The organism is Sphingomonas sp. GM_Shp_1, from assembly GCF_026540895.1.
In the GTDB taxonomy this organism is placed as follows: Bacteria; Pseudomonadota; Alphaproteobacteria; order Sphingomonadales; family Sphingomonadaceae; genus Sphingomonas.
The window spans coordinates 54,463-70,368 of sequence record NZ_JALNUR010000002.1; the positions used below are offsets into that span (position 1 = coordinate 54,463).

Here is a 15,906-nt window from a genome sequence, read left to right on the forward strand (position 1 = left end):
CCGCATCCGATGGCGAGCGACGACCCGTCCCGCATCCTGTATATCGACGATGACGACGCGCTGCGCCGCCTGGTGTCGCGCGCGCTGGGCCGCCATGGCTATTCGGTTTCCTGCGCGGCGTCAGGGGCCGAAGGGGTCGCGATGGCGGCGCGAGGCGGTTTCGATCTGGTCGCGGTCGATCATTATATGCCGGGCATGGACGGGCTGGAGACGCTGGCCGCGATCACCGCGCTGCCCGATCCGCCGCCCGTCGTCTATGTGACCGGCTCGGACGAGGGGCGGATCGCCGTCGCCGCGCTGAAGGCCGGGGCCGCCGATTATGTGGTGAAGACGGTGGGCGAGGATTTCTTCGATCTGCTGTCGGCCAGTTTCGAACAAGTGCTCGACCGGACACGGCTGGAACGCGCAAAGGCGGCGGCGGAGACCGAGTTGCGCGCCACCAATGCGCGGCTGGAGGCGATGCTGAGCGAGGTGAACCACCGCGTCGCCAACTCGCTGCAACTCGTCTCGGCGATGATCGGGTTGCAGAAGGGCGTGCTCGACGATGCCCATGCCCGCGAGGCGCTGGAGGACACCCAGCGCCGCATCCGCGCCATCGCCCAGGTGCACCGGCGGCTCTACACCGCCAACGACGTGGAGCAGGTCGACCTGCGCGACTATCTGGGTGCGCTGGTCGAAGAACTGGCCGAAAGCTGGTCGAGCGACGCCCGCCCCCGCACCCTGACCCTGTCCGCCGAACCGATCCGGGTGAAGACCGACCGCGCGGTGTCGATCGGGGTGATCGTGACCGAGTTGGTCACCAATGCCTGCAAATACGCCTATCCCGATGGCGGGGGCGAGGTGCGCATCACCGTCCGCGAGGCGGAGGGGCAGTGCGTGCTGATCGTCGAGGATGACGGCTGCGGCATGACCGAGAACCAGCAGCCCAAGGGCACCGGTCTGGGCGCGAAACTGATCCGGGCCATGGCGCAGAGCCTGCAGACGGCGGTGGAATATGACCCGGCCCACCGGGGGGTGCGGGCGATGTTGCGGATGGCGGTTTAGGGGTCTTTTTCGAGGCGCTGTCCCGTGGCCTTCGACTTCGCTCAGGCTGAACGGAGGTTGGGTATTCAGGTCTTTTACAACAGCCGTTCAGCCTGAGCGAAGTCGAAGGCCACGCCCCACCCTATCCTCTCAAACCACCCGCAACGCCAACCGCCGCACACCCTCCAGCACCAATCCGAACACCGCATGGGATGCCGCGCTATAGCCATGGGTCGCGACCGGCGTATCCTGCGGCGCAGGCCCCCAACCGAAGGCGGGTATCGCGACATCATCGACCGCCAGCATCGTCGCCAACCCGAACGGCACGCCCAGCCCCAGCGCCGCCTCGGGCCGTTCATGGGCAAGCGCGCCGTACAGGCCGCCGAGCACCGCACCGGTCGCATAGTGAACCACCGAACCGGCGGTTTCGCGATATTTCTGGGTCACCGGCTCACCGGTCGTCGCCTTGGCGAGCGTGTCGGCGGCCTTCACCGTGGCGGGATCGTCATTGCTGCCGCTTTGCCCGAACGCTCCGGCGGCCAGTGCCTGAAACTGGTTCATCGCCAGCGCGGCGACCAGCCCGCCGACCACACCGACGCCGATCGCCCATCCCAGGCCCTGCTTCATCTCCGCCATCCGCGCCGCTCCTATCGCCGTGTCGCCCCTCAACGAGCCGACCGGGATAGGGTTCAGCGCAAAAGCGCGAGGGGGTTCAGCGCCAAAGCATCAGGGTTTACGGAACTTGAACACGAACTGGTCGGTCCGCCCACGAATGGCGGGGTCGAACACGTTCTTCGTGTGATCGTCCTCGGGGTTGCGCAGCACCTTGCTCTCACCCACGAAACGGAAGCCGACCGATTGGACCTGGCGCTTCACATAGTCCGGGTCGATCCGGTGCGTCGTGTTGGTGTTGGCGAGCCCCTTGCCCACCGCATCGGCGTGATCGATGATGATATAGATGCCGCCGGGCTTCAGCGCCTTGAACACCGCCTGGTCGAAGGCGCGCAGCGCCGGTTCGCCCGCATTCTTATTCGCCACGTCGTGATAATTCTGGACGGTCCAGAACAGGTCGACCGGCTGGTCGGCGGCGGGCAGGTTCACGCCCTGCACCTGCGCGGTGACGTTGGACAGGTTCCGGCCCTGGAGCGTGCCCAGCGTTCCCTCCGCATATTTCTGCGCCGCGGCGGGCCAATAGGCATAGACATGGCCCTTGGCCCCGACGACGCCGGAGAAGATCCGGGTCCAATAGCCCTTGCCCGGCAGGTAGTCGATCACCGTGTCGCCGGGCTTCACGCCGGAAAAGGCGAGGACGGCGGCGGCCTGACGGCGCTGGTCGTCGCCCGCCTGGTCGGCGCGCGCGGGGTCGGCCAGCGCGGCGGTGATGGTGGCCGGGATGGGGGCGGCTTTGGCCGGAGCGACAGGCTTTTGCTGCGCCACCGCGACGGTTCCGCCCGCCACCAGCATCAGTCCCAGTGCGATCGCCTTCATGCCTGCTCTCTCCTATGTCCTGATGCCCAGTTCCCTCACTTCCGTTCGGACCGAGGGAATGTTACACGTCCAGATTCGCCACGTTCAGCGCATTGTCCTGGATGAACTCGCGGCGCGGTTCGACCACTTCGCCCATCAACCGGCTGAACACCTCGTCCGCCGCCGCGACATCGTCCGATGTCACGCGCAGCATCGAGCGGACCGCCGGGTCCAGCGTGGTTTCCCACAACTGCTCGGCATTCATCTCGCCCAGCCCCTTGTAGCGCTGGATGGCCAGGCCCTTGCGCCCGGCCGTCAGGATCGCCTCCAGCAACTGGCTCGGCCGCGCCACGCGGGTCTCACCGCGCGCCAGGGTGGTGCTGTTGCCCTCCTCATCGGTCGGCACGACATCGGCCGAGGGCTCGGTCGCGGCACTGCGCAGCGGCACCAGCTTGGCCGCGTTGGTGAAGCTTTCCGCCTGTTCGGCGGCCAGACTGTGCAGCTTGCGCGCCTCGGCCGAGGCGATGAAGCTGGCCTCGACGATATGGTGATCGGTAACGCCGCGCCACAGCCGCTCGAAATGGACGCCGCCATCCTCGGTCAGCCGCGCCGACCAGCGCGCCTCGTGATCGCCCGATTCCAGACGGCGCGTGGTCTCGACCACCGTCGCCATGCGCTGCTCGCGGGTCAGCACCGGATCGAGCGCCCCCGCCAGCGCCAGCACCTCGATGATCGAGGCGTCATAGCGGCGCGGCACGTACCGCATGAGGGTACGCATCCGCCGGGCATGATCGACCAGTCCCTTCAGGTCGTTGCCCGAGCGCGCGCCGCCCGGCCCTTCCAGCACCATCGTGGAAACACCCGCCTCGACCAGATATTCGTCGAGCGCACTGTCGTCCTTGAGGTAGACTTCCGACCGCCCCTTGGTCGCCTTATACAGAGGCGGCTGGGCGATATAGAGGTGCCCGCGCTCGATCAACTCGGGCATCTGGCGGTAAAAGAAGGTCAGCAGCAGCGTGCGGATGTGCGCGCCGTCGACGTCTGCGTCGGTCATGATGACGATCTTGTGGTAGCGCAGCTTGTCCGCGTTGAAGTCGTCGCGGCCGATGCCGGTGCCCATCGCCTGGATCAGCGTACCGATTTCCTTGGACGAGATCATGCGGTCGAACCGCGCGCGCTCGGTGTTCAGGATCTTGCCGCGCAAGGGGAGGATCGCCTGGAAATGGCGGTTGCGCCCCTGCTTGGCCGAGCCACCGGCCGAGTCACCCTCGACCAGGAAGAGTTCGGACTTGGCGGGATCGCGCTCCTGGCAGTCGGCCAGCTTGCCGGGCAACGAGGCGATGTCCATCACGCCCTTGCGCCGGGTCAGTTCGCGGGCGCGCTTGGCTGCCTCGCGCGCGGCGGCGGCGTCGATGATCTTGGCGACGATGGCGCGGGCGTTCTGGGGGTTCTCCTCCAGCCAGTCGGCCAGCTTGTCGGCGATCAGCGATTCCAGCGGCTGGCGCACCTCGGACGAGACCAGCTTGTCCTTGGTCTGGCTGGAGAACTTCGGATCGGGCAACTTGACCGAGACGATGGCGGTCAGCCCCTCACGCATGTCATCGCCGGTCAGCGTGACCTTCTCCTTCTTCAGAAGGCCCGACTTGTCGGCATAGTTGTTGAGCGTGCGGGTCAGCGCCGCGCGGAAGGCCGCGATATGCGTGCCGCCGTCGCGCTGCGGGATGTTGTTCGTGAAGGCGAGAACGTTCTCGTAATAAGAATCATTCCACTCCAACGCGACGTCCATGCCGATTGCATCGCGCTGGCCATGAATGGCGATGGGTTCGGGGAAGAGCGGCGACTTGGAGCGATCCAGCCACTTCACGAAAGCGGCGATCCCGCCCTCATAATAAAGCTCGACCGTCTTGGGCTCTTCGTGCCGCGCATCGGTCAGGAACAGGCGCACGCCCGAGTTCAGGAACGCCAGCTCGCGATAGCGATGCTCCAGCTTCTCGAAGTCGAACTCGGTGATCTTGAAGGTCGACGGGCTCGGCAGGAAGGTCACGCGCGTGCCCTTCTGCCCCGGCTCGGCCTTGCCGACCACCTTCAGCGGTGCGACCGCGTCGCCATGCGCGAAGCGCATGTAGTGCTCCTCGCCGTCGCGCCAGATGGTCAGGTCGAGGAACTCGGACAGCGCGTTGACCACCGACACGCCGACGCCGTGCAGGCCGCCCGAGACCTTGTACGCATTGTCGTCCGAAGTGTTCTCGAACTTACCGCCGGCGTGGAGCTGGGTCATGATGACCTCGGCCGCCGATACGCCCTCTTCGGGGTGGATGCCGGTCGGGATGCCGCGGCCATTGTCGGTCACGCTGACCGAGCCGTCGGCGTTAAGCTGGATGTCGATACGGTCGCAATGCCCCGCCAGCGCCTCGTCGATCGCATTGTCCGACACCTCGAACACCATATGGTGGAGGCCCGATCCGTCGTCGGTGTCGCCGATATACATGCCCGGCCGCTTGCGCACCGCGTCGAGGCCCTTCAGCACCTTGATCGAGGAGGCGCCGTACTCATTCGTCTGGGGGGTATCTGCCATAGCGAGTATATAGGAATTCCGGCCCCCTAAAGGAAGCGAAATGGAAGGGGAGACGCCCCTTTCACGTCCCCCCGACCAAAGGGTGCCGAGGCCGCGTTCCTGACGCCGATTTCATCCCCCGGTCGGGAGCCGATAAGGGCCCCGCGCATATCCCGGCCCCTCCGGCATGGGAGACATTCGATGACCCGCAAAGCGATCCTCCTCACCCTGCTGGCGACGCTCGTCGGCACGAACGCCTCGGCCCAGTCGATGCGGCGGGATTATCCAAGCTGCAACCTAGCGCAGCAGCACCACCTGCACGCGGCCACCGGGGGTGCGATCCGCGACAGCCGTCAGGCGCATCTCTCGATGCGCGCCAATATCCTGCAGGCCGATATCGGCAATGCCCGCAAGGCCCGGCGCTTGACGCAGCCCCAGGCGCGGACGCTGTGGAACGAGGTCGATCGCATCCGTCGCGACGCCGACCGCTTCGTCGCGAAACAGGGTTTTCTGAGCGCGGGCGAGGCGGCGAGTTACGACCGGGCGCTGGATGTGGTGGCGATGAGGTTGTGTCGGTGAGGGGATGGTCTCGGTGAGACACCCTGCCCTCCCCCATCCCCTCCCGCTTGCGGGAGGGGCGTGCTCTGGTCTGACCGCAGGAAACTACTACGAAATAAGCCCGAACGTCGCCCCGTAACGCACCCCTCCCGCAGGCGGGAGGGGATGGGGGAGGGCTCCGGTGTCTCACAGAGCCCCCGATCGCCAACTCAAAACGCCACCCGCGTCGCCTCTCCCGGCACATCGGTGAACAACCCCGGCTCGGTCCCGGTCATCCACACCTGCCCCCGCCCCGCCAGCCGCTCGAACAGCGCGGCGCGGCGCGAGGGGTCGAGATGCGCCGCCACCTCGTCCAGCAGCAGCACCGGCGGCACCTCGCGCCGTTCGGTGACAAGGTCGGCATGGGCGAGCACGATGCCCAGCAGCAACGCCTTCTGTTCCCCGGTCGAACACAAGGCCGCCGCCTGCCCCTTGGCGACATGGGTGACGCGCAGGTCGGCACGGTGCGGGCCCACCAAGGTCCGCCCCGCCGCCGCATCGCGCCTGCGCCCCATCGCCAGCGCATGGGCAAAGGCCCCCGCCTCCACCGCCTCGCCCTCCAGGGCCAGCGCGGCGCGCGCGAAGACGCTCTCGGGCGCATCGGCCAGCCGCTGGTCCAGCGCCGCCACCGCCGCCACCCGTGCGGCGTCAATCGCCGCGCCATGCTCCACCATCCGCGCCTCCAGCGCGCTCAGCCAGTCGGGGTCGACCGGCTCCTCGCTGGCCAGCAGCCGGTTGCGCTCGCGCATCGCCGCGTCATAGCGGGTCGCATGCATCCCGTGCGCAGGCGCGAGCGCCATCACCAACCGGTCGAGAAAGCGCCGCCGCTCGGAGGCGGGCTCGACGAACAACCGGTCCATTGCGGGGGTGAGCCACAGGACCGATAGCCAGTCGGCGAGCGCATTGGCGCTCGCGCCCGCCCCCTGCACCCGGACCACCCGCCGCTCGGGCGCGGAGGGCAGCGCGCCGGTCGCGATCTCGACATCGCCGTCCAGCGTCGCCGCAACCCCGAACCCGCCCTTGCCGCCCTGCCGCGCCATCGCCGACAGCGCCGCCCGGCGCAGCCCCCGGCCGGGCGCGAGCAACGACACCGCCTCCAGCACATTGGTCTTCCCCGCGCCATTCTCGCCGGTCAGCACGACGAACCCCGCACTCGGGAACAGTGCGAGGTCGGCGTGATTGCGGAAATCGGTGAGGACAAGGCGGGTGAGCATTATGTCCGCCTTAGAACATCCTCCCCAGCATGGGGAGGTGGCAGGCCGAAGGCCTGACGGAGGGGGGCTTCCCCATAGGTCACCCCTTGCGGCGATCCCCCTCCACCACCCTTCGGGTGGTCCCCCTCCCGTTGCAGGGGAGGAATTTAAGGGCCTTACACCCGCATCGGCATCAGCACGTACAGCGCAGGCGCTTTGTCATTCTCGCGGATCAGCGTCGGCGCAGCAGCGTCGGCCAGGTGGACCTCCACCAAATCGCTGTCGATTTGGGCAAGGATATCGAGCAGATAGCGGCTGTTGAAGCCGATCTCGAAGCCCAGCGAGGTGTATTCGCCCGGCACCTCTTCCGACGCGGTGCCGTTTTCGGGGCTGCTGACCGACAGGGTGATCCGGTCGCGGTCCAGCGCCATCTTCACCGCGCGGGTCTTTTCGGTCGCGATGGTCGACACGCGGTCGACGCCCTGCATGAACGCCTTGGGGTCCAGCTTCAGGATCTTGTCGTTCGCGGTCGGGATGACGCGGCTGTAATCGGGGAAGGTGCCGTCGATCAGCTTGGAGGTCAGGATCGCCTGGCCCAGGTCGAAGCGGATCTTGGTGCCCGACAGCGACACGCCGACCGAGCCGTCCACCTCGTCGAGCAGCTTGCGCAACTCGCCGACGCACTTCCGCGGCACGATCACGTCGGGCATGCCCTCCGCGCCGTTGGGGCGCTCGATGGTGACGCGCGCCAGACGGTGGCCATCGGTAGCGGCAGCCTTCAGCACGGGGGCGCCGTTATCCTCGGCGACGTGCAGGAAGATGCCGTTGAGATAATAACGCGTCTCTTCGGTCGAGATGGCGAAGCGCGTCTTGTCGATGATCTGCTTGAGCAGCTCGACCGGCAGTTCGAACTGGGTCGGCAGCTCGCCTTCCGCGATCACCGGGAAATCGTCGCGCGGCAGGGTGCCGAGCGAGAAGCGCGCGCGGCCCGCCACGATGGTCATGCGTCCTTCCGCCGCCGTCAGCTGAACCTGGCTTCCCTCGGGCAGCTTGCGCGCGATGTCGAACAGCGTGTGTGCCGACACGGTGGTCGAGCCGGGCTGGTCCACCGCCGCCGCGACACTGTCGTTGATCTGCAGGTCCAGATCGGTCGCCATCATCCGCAACTGGCCCTCGGCCGTCGCCTCCAGCAGCACGTTGGAGAGGATCGGAATCGTGTTCCGCCGCTCCACCACCGACTGGACATGGCTCAACCCCTTGAGCAGCGTTGCGCGTTCGATCGTCGCCTTCATTTCCTGATCCCCCGCCGGAACGACCGCATGGCCGGAGTCCGATAGTGATAAATGGCCTTGGTTCCTACCCGCCAAGAAGGGGCCGAAGCAAGGCTTCGACCCCTTCACCACTGGTAGTAAAACCACCGTTAATGTGGAAAAGAATCCCGGCTCAGAAACGCAGGCCCAGACCGGCGAGCAGCTGGTGACGGTTCGGGTTGATGCCGACGCCGTCCATCTCGTCATAGTGCGAATAGCGATATTCGCCCTTTACGAAGGTGTTGGGGCTGATCGCATATTCCAGACCGGCGCCCAGCCGATAGCCGCCGACTTCCTGGTCGTTGGACGTGGTGACGCCCGCCGTGGTGTAGCGTGCATCGAACTTGGCGTTGGTATAGCCCGCCTTCAGATAGCCCATCGCGACCGGCGAGATGACATAGCCGACGCGCGCACCGGCATAGAGATCGCGGCCCGCACCCAGGCGGAACTCGTCGCCGGGCACGCGGATGCCGTTGCTGCGCGTGTCGGAGCTGGAGCCGGTGATCTCGCCCTCGGCGCCGACGATGACCGGGCCCATCGGGATGTCGTAGCCGATGGCCGCGCCATACAGCACGCCGTCGCTCGAGCTGCTGTCCTGGCCCTGGCGGTCGTTGAGGCTGTCATAGCCGATCAGACCTTCGACGCGGAAACCGGTGAAGGGCTGGCCCGTGGTCGTCTGGGCGGCGGCGGGGGCCGCGGCGGCGAGGACGGCCGAGGTCGCCAGGGCGGCGAGCATGAGCTTACGCATAAACTACTCCGTTACTGTACAGGCCGCCGTTACGGTGGCGGTCGCAGGCTCAATGGCGGGAAAGCGCGCCCGTTGCATGAACCTCAGCTAAACAGGAAAAAGCGTTGCATCCGCGCAACAGCCGCGACAGGGATAAGGCCATGCCGATGCCCGCACCCCCGCCCCTGCATCCGGACCATCCGCGCCGGGGCCGCGACTTCATCGCCCGGCATGGCGAGACGGTGTTCAACCGGATCGGCAAGATTCAGGGGGACCGCACCGACCTTCACACCCCGCTGACCCGGCGCGGCTTCGCCCAGGCCGAGGCCTTGGGCGACGTGCTGCGGGATCATCTGGGCGATTCGCCCGCATTGACCCTGTGGTCCTCCCCCACCGGTCGTGCGCTCCAGACGCTGGCGGTGATCGCCGAGCATCTGGGGCTCGACTGGCATGCCACGACGCAGGATTCGCGGCTGATCGAACTGGGATTCGGCAGTTGGGGCGGACAGGTCTTCGCCGATCTCGCCGCGGTCCATGGGCCCATCGTCCATCCGCACGGCATGGCGGTCGGCGCGCCCGATGGGGAAAGCTATGCCGCGATGGCCGCACGGTTGCGCGGGTGGATGGCGGATACGCACGACCATGACGGCGACCGGCTGATCCTGATGCATGGCCTGTCCAGCCGGGTGCTGCGCGGCTTGATGCTGGGTCTGGCGGACGATCCTCTGTGCGGCGTGCCGGTCGCCGAACGTCTGCCGCAGGGGTCGATCGTGATGATCGAGCGGGGGCGCGAGACGCTGATCCACCGGGCGACGGCATGAGGCGACTCGCGCTGATCCTGACTCTGATCGCGGCGCCGGTGGTCGCGCGCGAGACGATCGGCATCTACAAGGGCTGGGGCGCGTTTCGCGATCCCGATCGCTGCTATGCCATCGCCAAGCCGGTGCTGGCGAACGGACGGCCGGAGGGGTTCGCCAGCGTCGGCACCTGGCCCGCCCGGCGCCTGCGCGAATCCTTCCATCTGCATCTCAGCGCACCGCGCGACCGCGCCGCGTCGGTCACCCTGGCGATCGGCGAGCGCCGCTTTCCGCTGGTGGGCGGGGAACGCGATGTATGGGCCCCCGATGCCGCGACCGACCATGCCCTCGTCGCCGCGATGCGCTCGGGGCGGAGCATGAGCGTCTCGGCGGTCGATACCCGGCGTCGCCCCTTTGCCGACACCTATGCCCTGGCGGGCGCGGCGGCGGCGATCGATGCGGCGACCCTGGCCTGCGTGACGGGCTGACGCCTACTTCCTCCCCGGCACGGGGAGGGGGACCAGCGAAGCTGGTGGAGGGGGCGTGCGGCACAGGATGTCCCATGTGGCACGCCCCCTCCGTCAGGCCTTCGGCCTGCCACCTCCCCTTACAGGGGAGGATGGAAATCGTCGCGATTTTGCGCTATGGGCACGCAATGCAGACAGTTTCGGCCGCCCCCATGCCCATCCCCGGGCACATCGATCCCGTGCCCGTGCCGCGCGGTGTTCAGCCGCGCCCCGATGGCCGGGTCGACCTGATCGGCCTGACCAAGGACCAGTTGCGCGAGGCGCTGCTGTCGGCGGGCATGGAGGTGCGGCAGGCAAAGCTGCGTTCCAAGCAGATCTGGCACTGGCTCTATAACCGCGGCGCGACTCGCTTCGCCGACATGACCGATATCGCCAAGGCGCAGCATCCCTGGCTGGAGGAACGCTTCGCCATCGGCCGTCCCGAGGTGGTCGAGGCGCAGGTGTCGAATGACGGCACCCGCAAATGGCTGCTCCGCTCGCCCGACGGGCAGGATTACGAGATGGTGTTCATCCCCGACGCCGACCGGGGCACCCTGTGCGTGTCGAGCCAGGTCGGCTGCACGCTGAACTGCCGTTTCTGCCACACCGGCACGATGCGGCTGGTGCGCAACCTGACCGCGGGCGAGATCGTCGGGCAGGTGATGCTGGCGCGCGATTCGCTCGGCGAATGGCCCAGCCAGCCCGAAGGCCGCATGCTGACCAACATCGTCATGATGGGCATGGGCGAGCCGCTCTATAATTTCGACGCGGTGCGCGATGCGCTGAAGCTGGTGATGGACGGCGACGGGCTGGCCCTGTCCAAGCGTCGCATCACCCTGTCGACCAGCGGCGTCGTCCCGATGATGGCGCGCGCGGGAGAGGAGATCGGCGTGAACCTGGCCGTCTCGCTCCACGCGGTGACCAAGGACGTGCGCGACGAGATCGTGCCGCTCAACAAAAAATACGGCATCGAGGAACTGCTTCAGGCCTGTGCCGACTATCCGGGCGCCAACAATGCCCGACGCATCACCTTCGAATATGTGATGCTGAAGGACAAGAACGACTCGGACGCCGATGCGCACGAGCTGGTCCGGTTGCTGCGCCAGTACAAGCTGCCCGCCAAGGTGAACCTGATCCCGTTCAACCCCTGGCCCGGTGCCGATTACGAATGCTCGACGCCGGAGCGGATTCGCCGTTTCTCCGACATCGTGTTCGAGGGCGGCATCTCCGCGCCCGTCCGCACCCCGCGCGGCCGGGACATCGACGCCGCCTGCGGCCAGTTGAAGACCGCCGCCGAGAAGAAGAGCCGCGCGCAGCTCGATCGCGAGGCGGAGGAGAAGTTCGCGGCCCTGGGGTGATGCCCCTCCACCATCGCTGACGCGATGGTCCCCCTCCCCAAGCAGAGCTCGGGGAGGATTTAAGAAGGCCGTCTCATTCCTCCCCAAGCTCCGCTTGGGGAGGGGGACCGCCCGGCGAAGCCGGGTGGTGGAGGGGCGCGCGCCCCCTTGCCCCCCACCCCCGCCTGAGGCACGGAAACGCGTAACCATGTGTTACCGCCCATCATGATCGACTGGACCTTCCTCGCCCTCGCCGCCGCCGGGGGTTTTCTCGGCGGCGCGATGAATGCGTTGGCGGGGGGCGGCAGCTTCTCGACCATGCCGACGCTGATCGCGCTCGGCCTGCCCTCCACCATCGCCAATGCCACGTCGAACGTCGCGCTCCAGCCCGCCGCGATGGCGAGCGCCTGGGCCTATCGCCATGGGCTGGAGCCGGTGATGGGCGTGACGATGCGGCGCATGGTCGCGATCACGATGATCGGCGCGTTCATCGGCAGCGCGCTCCTGTTCTTCACCCCGCCCCGCGCCTTCGACCTGATCGTTCCCTGGCTGCTGCTGACGGCGACGCTGGCTATCGCGGGCGGGCGCCATGCGTCGGACTGGCTCGCCCGCATCGCCCGGCCCGGCCCCCGCGCGCTGATGACGGCGCAGGGAGTGCTGGGCGTCTATGGCGGCTATTTCGGTGGCGGCATCGGCATGATGCTGACCGCCGCATGGGGCCTGTTGTCGGGACGCGATCCGGCCCAATTGGCCGCGCCCCGCACGCTGATGCTGGCCACCGCCAACGCCGCGGCGACCCTGGTGTTCATCGCCACGGGCATGGTGGCATGGGCCCAATGCCTGCCGATGCTCGCGGGCGGCATCCTGGGCGGATGGAGCGGTGCGCTGGTCGGGCGCAAGCTGCCCGCCGGGCTGATCCGGGGCTGGACGCTGCTGCTGACCACGGTGACGACGGTGGTGTTCTTCTATCGGGGCTATGCGTGACGCAGCCGAACGACCGCCGCCAAAGGGCGTCTCAATCCGGCCGCCGCATCTCGAATCGCGCCGCCTCGGTCACCTCAAAATAATCCACCGGGCCGCCGCCGCGCAGGATCGGGCGGGCGCGGGCGGTCTGGTAGATGCCGTCCGTGATCATCTCGGCGGCGATGTGGATGCCGACCGCCTCGCCGATGACCAGCCACTGGTCGAGTTCGCGCCCCTCCTTGGTCTCCAGCCGGATCAACTGGGTCAGGCGGCATTCGAACGACACCGGGCTGTCGGCGACGCGGGGGGCGGCGACCAGGCGACCGTCCTCCGCCGTCACGCCGGCAAGGGCGAATTCGTCAATCTCCGCCCCCACGGCCGCGGCGCTGGCGTTCATCGATTCGGCCAGCGCCATGGTCGCGAGGTTCCAGGTGAAGACCTTGGTCTCCGCGATATTGGCGACCGAGTCCTTCCACCCCTGCGACGAAAAGCCGATCAGCGGCGGGCGGTAGTTGAAGACGTTGAAAAAGCTGTAAGGTGCCAGATTGTTGACGCCCCGTGCCGACCGGCTGCCGATCCAGCCGATGGGCCGGGGTGCGACGATCGCGTTCAAGGGATCATGCGCCAGTCCATGGCCGTTGACGGGTTCGTAGAAATGCCAGTTCTGGGTCATGCCTGGGGTCACCGAAAGGGAGTGTGGATGGAAGCGCCAACGCCGCAAGAGCCTCAAAGACCCCGATCGCGGTCGGTCATTCGCCGCCACGGCGTGGTGACGCGGGTCTGGCACTGGGTCAATGCGGTGGCGGTCCTGATCCTGCTCGGGTCGGGCCTGGGCATCTCGAACGCGCATCCCCGGCTCTATTGGGGACGCTATGGCGCCAATTTCGATCCCGCATGGGCGAGCCTGCCGCATTTTCCCGGTTGGATCACGATTCCCGCCCGCTACAACCTCGCCATTTCGCGACGCTGGCATCTGTTCTTCGCGCTGGTGCTGGGGTTCGGACTGCTCGCCTATATGATTGGCGGCCTGCTGACCCGGCATTTCCAGCGCGACCTGCGGATTCGGGGGCGCGAGCTTCGCCCCACCGCCATATGGGCCGATTTCCGGCGGCATCTGGCCTTCCGTTTCCATGACGAGCACGATCCGCGCCGCTACAACCTGTTCCAGAAGCTGAGTTATGTGCTGGTGCTGTTCGTCGCGCTGCCGCTGGCGATCCTGACGGGGATCGCGCTGTCGCCCGGGATGAATGCCGCCTGGCCCTGGGTGCTGGAGATATTGGGCGGGCGGCAATCGGCGCGTTCGATCCATTTCATCACCGCCGGCGCGCTGGCCCTGTTCACCATCGTCCATCTCGTGCTGGTCATCCTGGCGGGCGCGGGCAACGAGATGCGGTCGATGATCACCGGTCGCTGGAGGATTCCCGAATGATCGGCCGTCGCACCATCCTGACCGGCGGGGCCGGGCTGTTGCTCGCGGGCTGCGACCGTATCATCGAGCAGCCGACCGCGCGCAAGATCCTGTTCGCGGGTGAGGATATGCAGAAGGGGCTGCAACGCGCGCTGACCAATCGGGGCGCGCTGGCCCCCGAATATCGCCGCGACCAGATGTCGCCCTATTTCCGCACCAACGGCACGCGCAATCCCGGCACGCCCGAATATGCCGCGCTGCTCGCCAACCGCTTCGAGGATTGGCGGCTGAACGTCGGCGGGCTGGTCGGCAAGCCCTTATCGCTGTCGCTGCGCCAGATCGGCGAGTTCCCCGCCCGCCGCCAGATCACCCGCCACGACTGTGTCGAGGGGTGGAGCGCGATCGGCGAGTGGATGGGCCCGATGCTGGGCAGCATCCTGAAGGCCGCCGATATCAGCAGCCGGGCGCGCTATGTCGTCTTCACCTGCGCCGACCTGTACGGGGGCCAGCCCTATTACGAATCGCTCGACCTGATCGACGCCTTCCACCCCCAGACGATTCTGGCCTGGGGCATGAACGGGCGGATGCTGGACGTCGGGCACGGCGCACCCTTGCGCCTGCGGGTCGAGCGGCAACTGGGGTACAAGCACGCCAAGTATCTGATGCGCATCGATGCGGTCGCCAGTCTGACCAACATAGGTTTGGGCAAGGGGGGATATTGGGAAGACCATGTCGATTATGACTGGTATGCGGGGATTTAAGACACTAGTCGGTGCCATATGGCGCTGATCGATCTCTTTCTGTCGCGCGCGGTCCGCAAGGGCCGCCTGTCCCTCACCCATCATGACGGCAAGGTCCGCGAATTCGGCACGCCCGAACCGGGCTATCCCGATGTCGCGATCCGCTTCACCGATGCCCGCGTCGCCGGACAGATCGTCCGCAACCCGGCATTGGCGGCGGGCGAATCCTTCATGGACGGCCGCCTGATCGTCGAGAAGGGCGATGTCCGTGATCTGGTCGAACTGCTGACCGCCAACGACAAATGGGAAGCGGGCCGGGCGAACCTGAACCCGTCGCGCTTCGTTCGGGCGGCGGGGGCGATCAAGCACCGGATCGACCGGATCAACATGGAGCGCCGGTCGAAGAAGAACGTCGCGCATCATTACGACCTGTCCGCCACATTGTACGAACTCTTCCTCGACACCGACAAGCAATATAGCTGCGCCTATTTCACCGATCCCGCCAACGATCTGGAGCGGGCGCAGCGCGACAAGAAGGCGCATATCGCCGCCAAGCTGGCGATCCAGCCGGGGATGAAGGTGCTCGACATCGGCTGCGGGTGGGGCGGTATGGCGCTCTATCTGCACCAGATGTGCGGCGCGGAAGTGCTGGGCGTCACCCTGTCGGAGGAGCAGCTCAAGGTCGCGCGCGCTCGCGCCGAGGCCTTGGGCGTCGCCGACAAGGTGAAGTTCGAACTGATCGACTATCGCCGGGTGGAGGGCCGGTTCGACCGCATCGTCTCGGTCGGCATGTTCGAGCATGTCGGCCCGCCACAATATCGCACCTTCTTCCGCAAATGCCGCGACCTGCTGACCGAGGACGGCGTGATGCTGCTCCACACGATCGGGCGGCTGAGCGGGCCGGGCGTCACCGACGACTGGACGACCAAATACATCTTTCCCGGCGGCTACAACCCCGCTCTGTCGGAGATCGTGCGCGCGCAGGAGGGCTTGCGCATGTTCCTGACCGATGTCGAGGTGCTGCGCTGCCATTATGGCTGGACGCTCGACATCTGGTACGACCGGACCGTGGCGGCGAAGGAGCGGATCGTCGAGCTGTATGACGAGCGCTTCTACCGCATGTGGCTGTTCTATCTGGCGGGCGCGGGCGCGGCGTTCCGCAATGGGGGCCTGTGCAACTATCAGGTGCAGCTCACCCGTGGGCGGCTCTCGGTGCCGGTGACGCGGGATTATATGTATGAGGGCGAACGCGCGTTGCGGGCCAAATAAATCCTCCCCTGCAGG

At 67.0% G+C, this 15,906-nt stretch carries 16 protein-coding genes; 9 read left to right on the forward strand and 7 right to left on the reverse strand.

From position 1 onward, the window contains the following. Positions 1-9: 9 nt before the first annotated feature. Complete coding sequence (locus OXQ33_RS01440; RefSeq protein ID WP_267432799.1) at positions 10-1,044, forward strand: response regulator; 1,035 nt, start codon at positions 10-12, stop codon at positions 1,042-1,044. Between the two features lie 129 nt (positions 1,045-1,173). On the opposite strand, the gene OXQ33_RS01445 is transcribed toward OXQ33_RS01440, so the two are convergent. From OXQ33_RS01445 to gyrB, 3 genes are all read right to left on the reverse strand, one after another. After that, a complete protein-coding gene (locus OXQ33_RS01445) occupies positions 1,174-1,659 on the reverse strand; it encodes a DUF1440 domain-containing protein (protein ID WP_267432801.1) in 486 nt (161 codons plus the stop codon). 90 nt (positions 1,660-1,749) lie between these two features. Beyond that, positions 1,750-2,511: a methyltransferase gene (locus OXQ33_RS01450; RefSeq protein WP_267432803.1), complete on the reverse strand. Its 762-nt coding sequence runs from the start codon at positions 2,509-2,511 to the stop codon at positions 1,750-1,752. 61 nt (positions 2,512-2,572) lie between these two features. Then, on the reverse strand, positions 2,573-5,065 hold the full coding sequence (gene gyrB / locus OXQ33_RS01455; protein ID WP_267432805.1) for a DNA topoisomerase (ATP-hydrolyzing) subunit B: 2,493 nt from the start codon (positions 5,063-5,065) through the stop codon (positions 2,573-2,575). A 180-nt stretch (positions 5,066-5,245) separates the two neighbouring features. On the opposite strand from gyrB, the gene OXQ33_RS01460 reads away from it, so the two are divergent. After that, positions 5,246-5,623 (forward strand): hypothetical protein, encoded by a 378-nt coding sequence (locus tag OXQ33_RS01460; RefSeq protein ID WP_267432807.1) that lies wholly within the window; start codon positions 5,246-5,248, stop codon positions 5,621-5,623. Positions 5,624-5,811: 188 nt separating this feature from the next. On the opposite strand, the gene recF is transcribed toward OXQ33_RS01460, so the two are convergent. The 3 genes from recF to OXQ33_RS01475 form a co-directional block, all read right to left on the reverse strand. Next, positions 5,812-6,855, reverse strand: a complete 1,044-nt coding sequence (gene recF, locus OXQ33_RS01465) for a DNA replication/repair protein RecF (protein WP_267432809.1) — start codon at positions 6,853-6,855, stop codon at positions 5,812-5,814. A 155-nt stretch (positions 6,856-7,010) separates the two neighbouring features. Beyond that, positions 7,011-8,126, reverse strand: coding sequence for a DNA polymerase III subunit beta (gene dnaN / locus OXQ33_RS01470; RefSeq protein WP_267432811.1), 1,116 nt, complete (start codon positions 8,124-8,126; stop codon positions 7,011-7,013). Positions 8,127-8,277: 151 nt separating this feature from the next. Further along, complete coding sequence (locus OXQ33_RS01475) at positions 8,278-8,892, reverse strand: outer membrane beta-barrel protein (RefSeq protein WP_267432813.1); 615 nt, start codon at positions 8,890-8,892, stop codon at positions 8,278-8,280. Between the two features lie 140 nt (positions 8,893-9,032). On the opposite strand from OXQ33_RS01475, the gene OXQ33_RS01480 reads away from it, so the two are divergent. The 4 genes from OXQ33_RS01480 (at position 9,033) to OXQ33_RS01495 (ending at position 12,495) form a co-directional block, all read left to right on the forward strand. Then, entirely contained in the window at positions 9,033-9,692 is a 660-nt protein-coding gene (locus tag OXQ33_RS01480) for a histidine phosphatase family protein (RefSeq protein ID WP_267432815.1), read from the forward strand. Continuing rightward, positions 9,689-10,156, forward strand: coding sequence for an invasion associated locus B family protein (locus OXQ33_RS01485; RefSeq protein WP_267432817.1), 468 nt, complete (start codon positions 9,689-9,691; stop codon positions 10,154-10,156). Before OXQ33_RS01480 ends, OXQ33_RS01485 begins: the two co-directional genes overlap by 4 nt. A 167-nt stretch (positions 10,157-10,323) precedes the next feature. After that, the gene (gene rlmN, locus OXQ33_RS01490; RefSeq protein ID WP_267432819.1) at positions 10,324-11,532 is read left to right on the forward strand and encodes a 23S rRNA (adenine(2503)-C(2))-methyltransferase RlmN; all 1,209 of its coding nucleotides are present in this window, start codon (positions 10,324-10,326) and stop codon (positions 11,530-11,532) included. Between the two features lie 204 nt (positions 11,533-11,736). After that, positions 11,737-12,495 (forward strand): sulfite exporter TauE/SafE family protein, encoded by a 759-nt coding sequence (locus tag OXQ33_RS01495; RefSeq protein WP_267432820.1) that lies wholly within the window; start codon positions 11,737-11,739, stop codon positions 12,493-12,495. A 31-nt stretch (positions 12,496-12,526) separates the two neighbouring features. On the opposite strand, the gene OXQ33_RS01500 is transcribed toward OXQ33_RS01495, so the two are convergent. Beyond that, positions 12,527-13,147 (reverse strand): flavin reductase family protein, encoded by a 621-nt coding sequence (locus OXQ33_RS01500; protein ID WP_267432822.1) that lies wholly within the window; start codon positions 13,145-13,147, stop codon positions 12,527-12,529. A gap of 27 nt (positions 13,148-13,174) precedes the next feature. On the opposite strand from OXQ33_RS01500, the gene OXQ33_RS01505 reads away from it, so the two are divergent. Genes OXQ33_RS01505 through OXQ33_RS01515 form a run of 3 tightly spaced genes read left to right on the forward strand, consistent with a single transcriptional unit; the run spans position 13,175 to position 15,891 of the window. Then, the gene (locus tag OXQ33_RS01505; RefSeq protein ID WP_267432824.1) at positions 13,175-13,903 is read left to right on the forward strand and encodes a cytochrome b/b6 domain-containing protein; all 729 of its coding nucleotides are present in this window, start codon (positions 13,175-13,177) and stop codon (positions 13,901-13,903) included. Beyond that, positions 13,900-14,643 carry a molybdopterin-dependent oxidoreductase gene (locus OXQ33_RS01510; RefSeq protein WP_267432826.1) on the forward strand — a complete coding sequence of 248 codons (744 nt, stop codon included), beginning with the start codon at positions 13,900-13,902 and terminating at the stop codon, positions 14,641-14,643. The genes OXQ33_RS01505 and OXQ33_RS01510 overlap by 4 nt, the downstream gene beginning before the upstream one ends. Positions 14,644-14,661: 18 nt before the next feature. Continuing rightward, positions 14,662-15,891 (forward strand): cyclopropane-fatty-acyl-phospholipid synthase family protein, encoded by a 1,230-nt coding sequence (locus tag OXQ33_RS01515; RefSeq protein WP_267432828.1) that lies wholly within the window; start codon positions 14,662-14,664, stop codon positions 15,889-15,891. Positions 15,892-15,906: the final 15 nt, after the last annotated feature.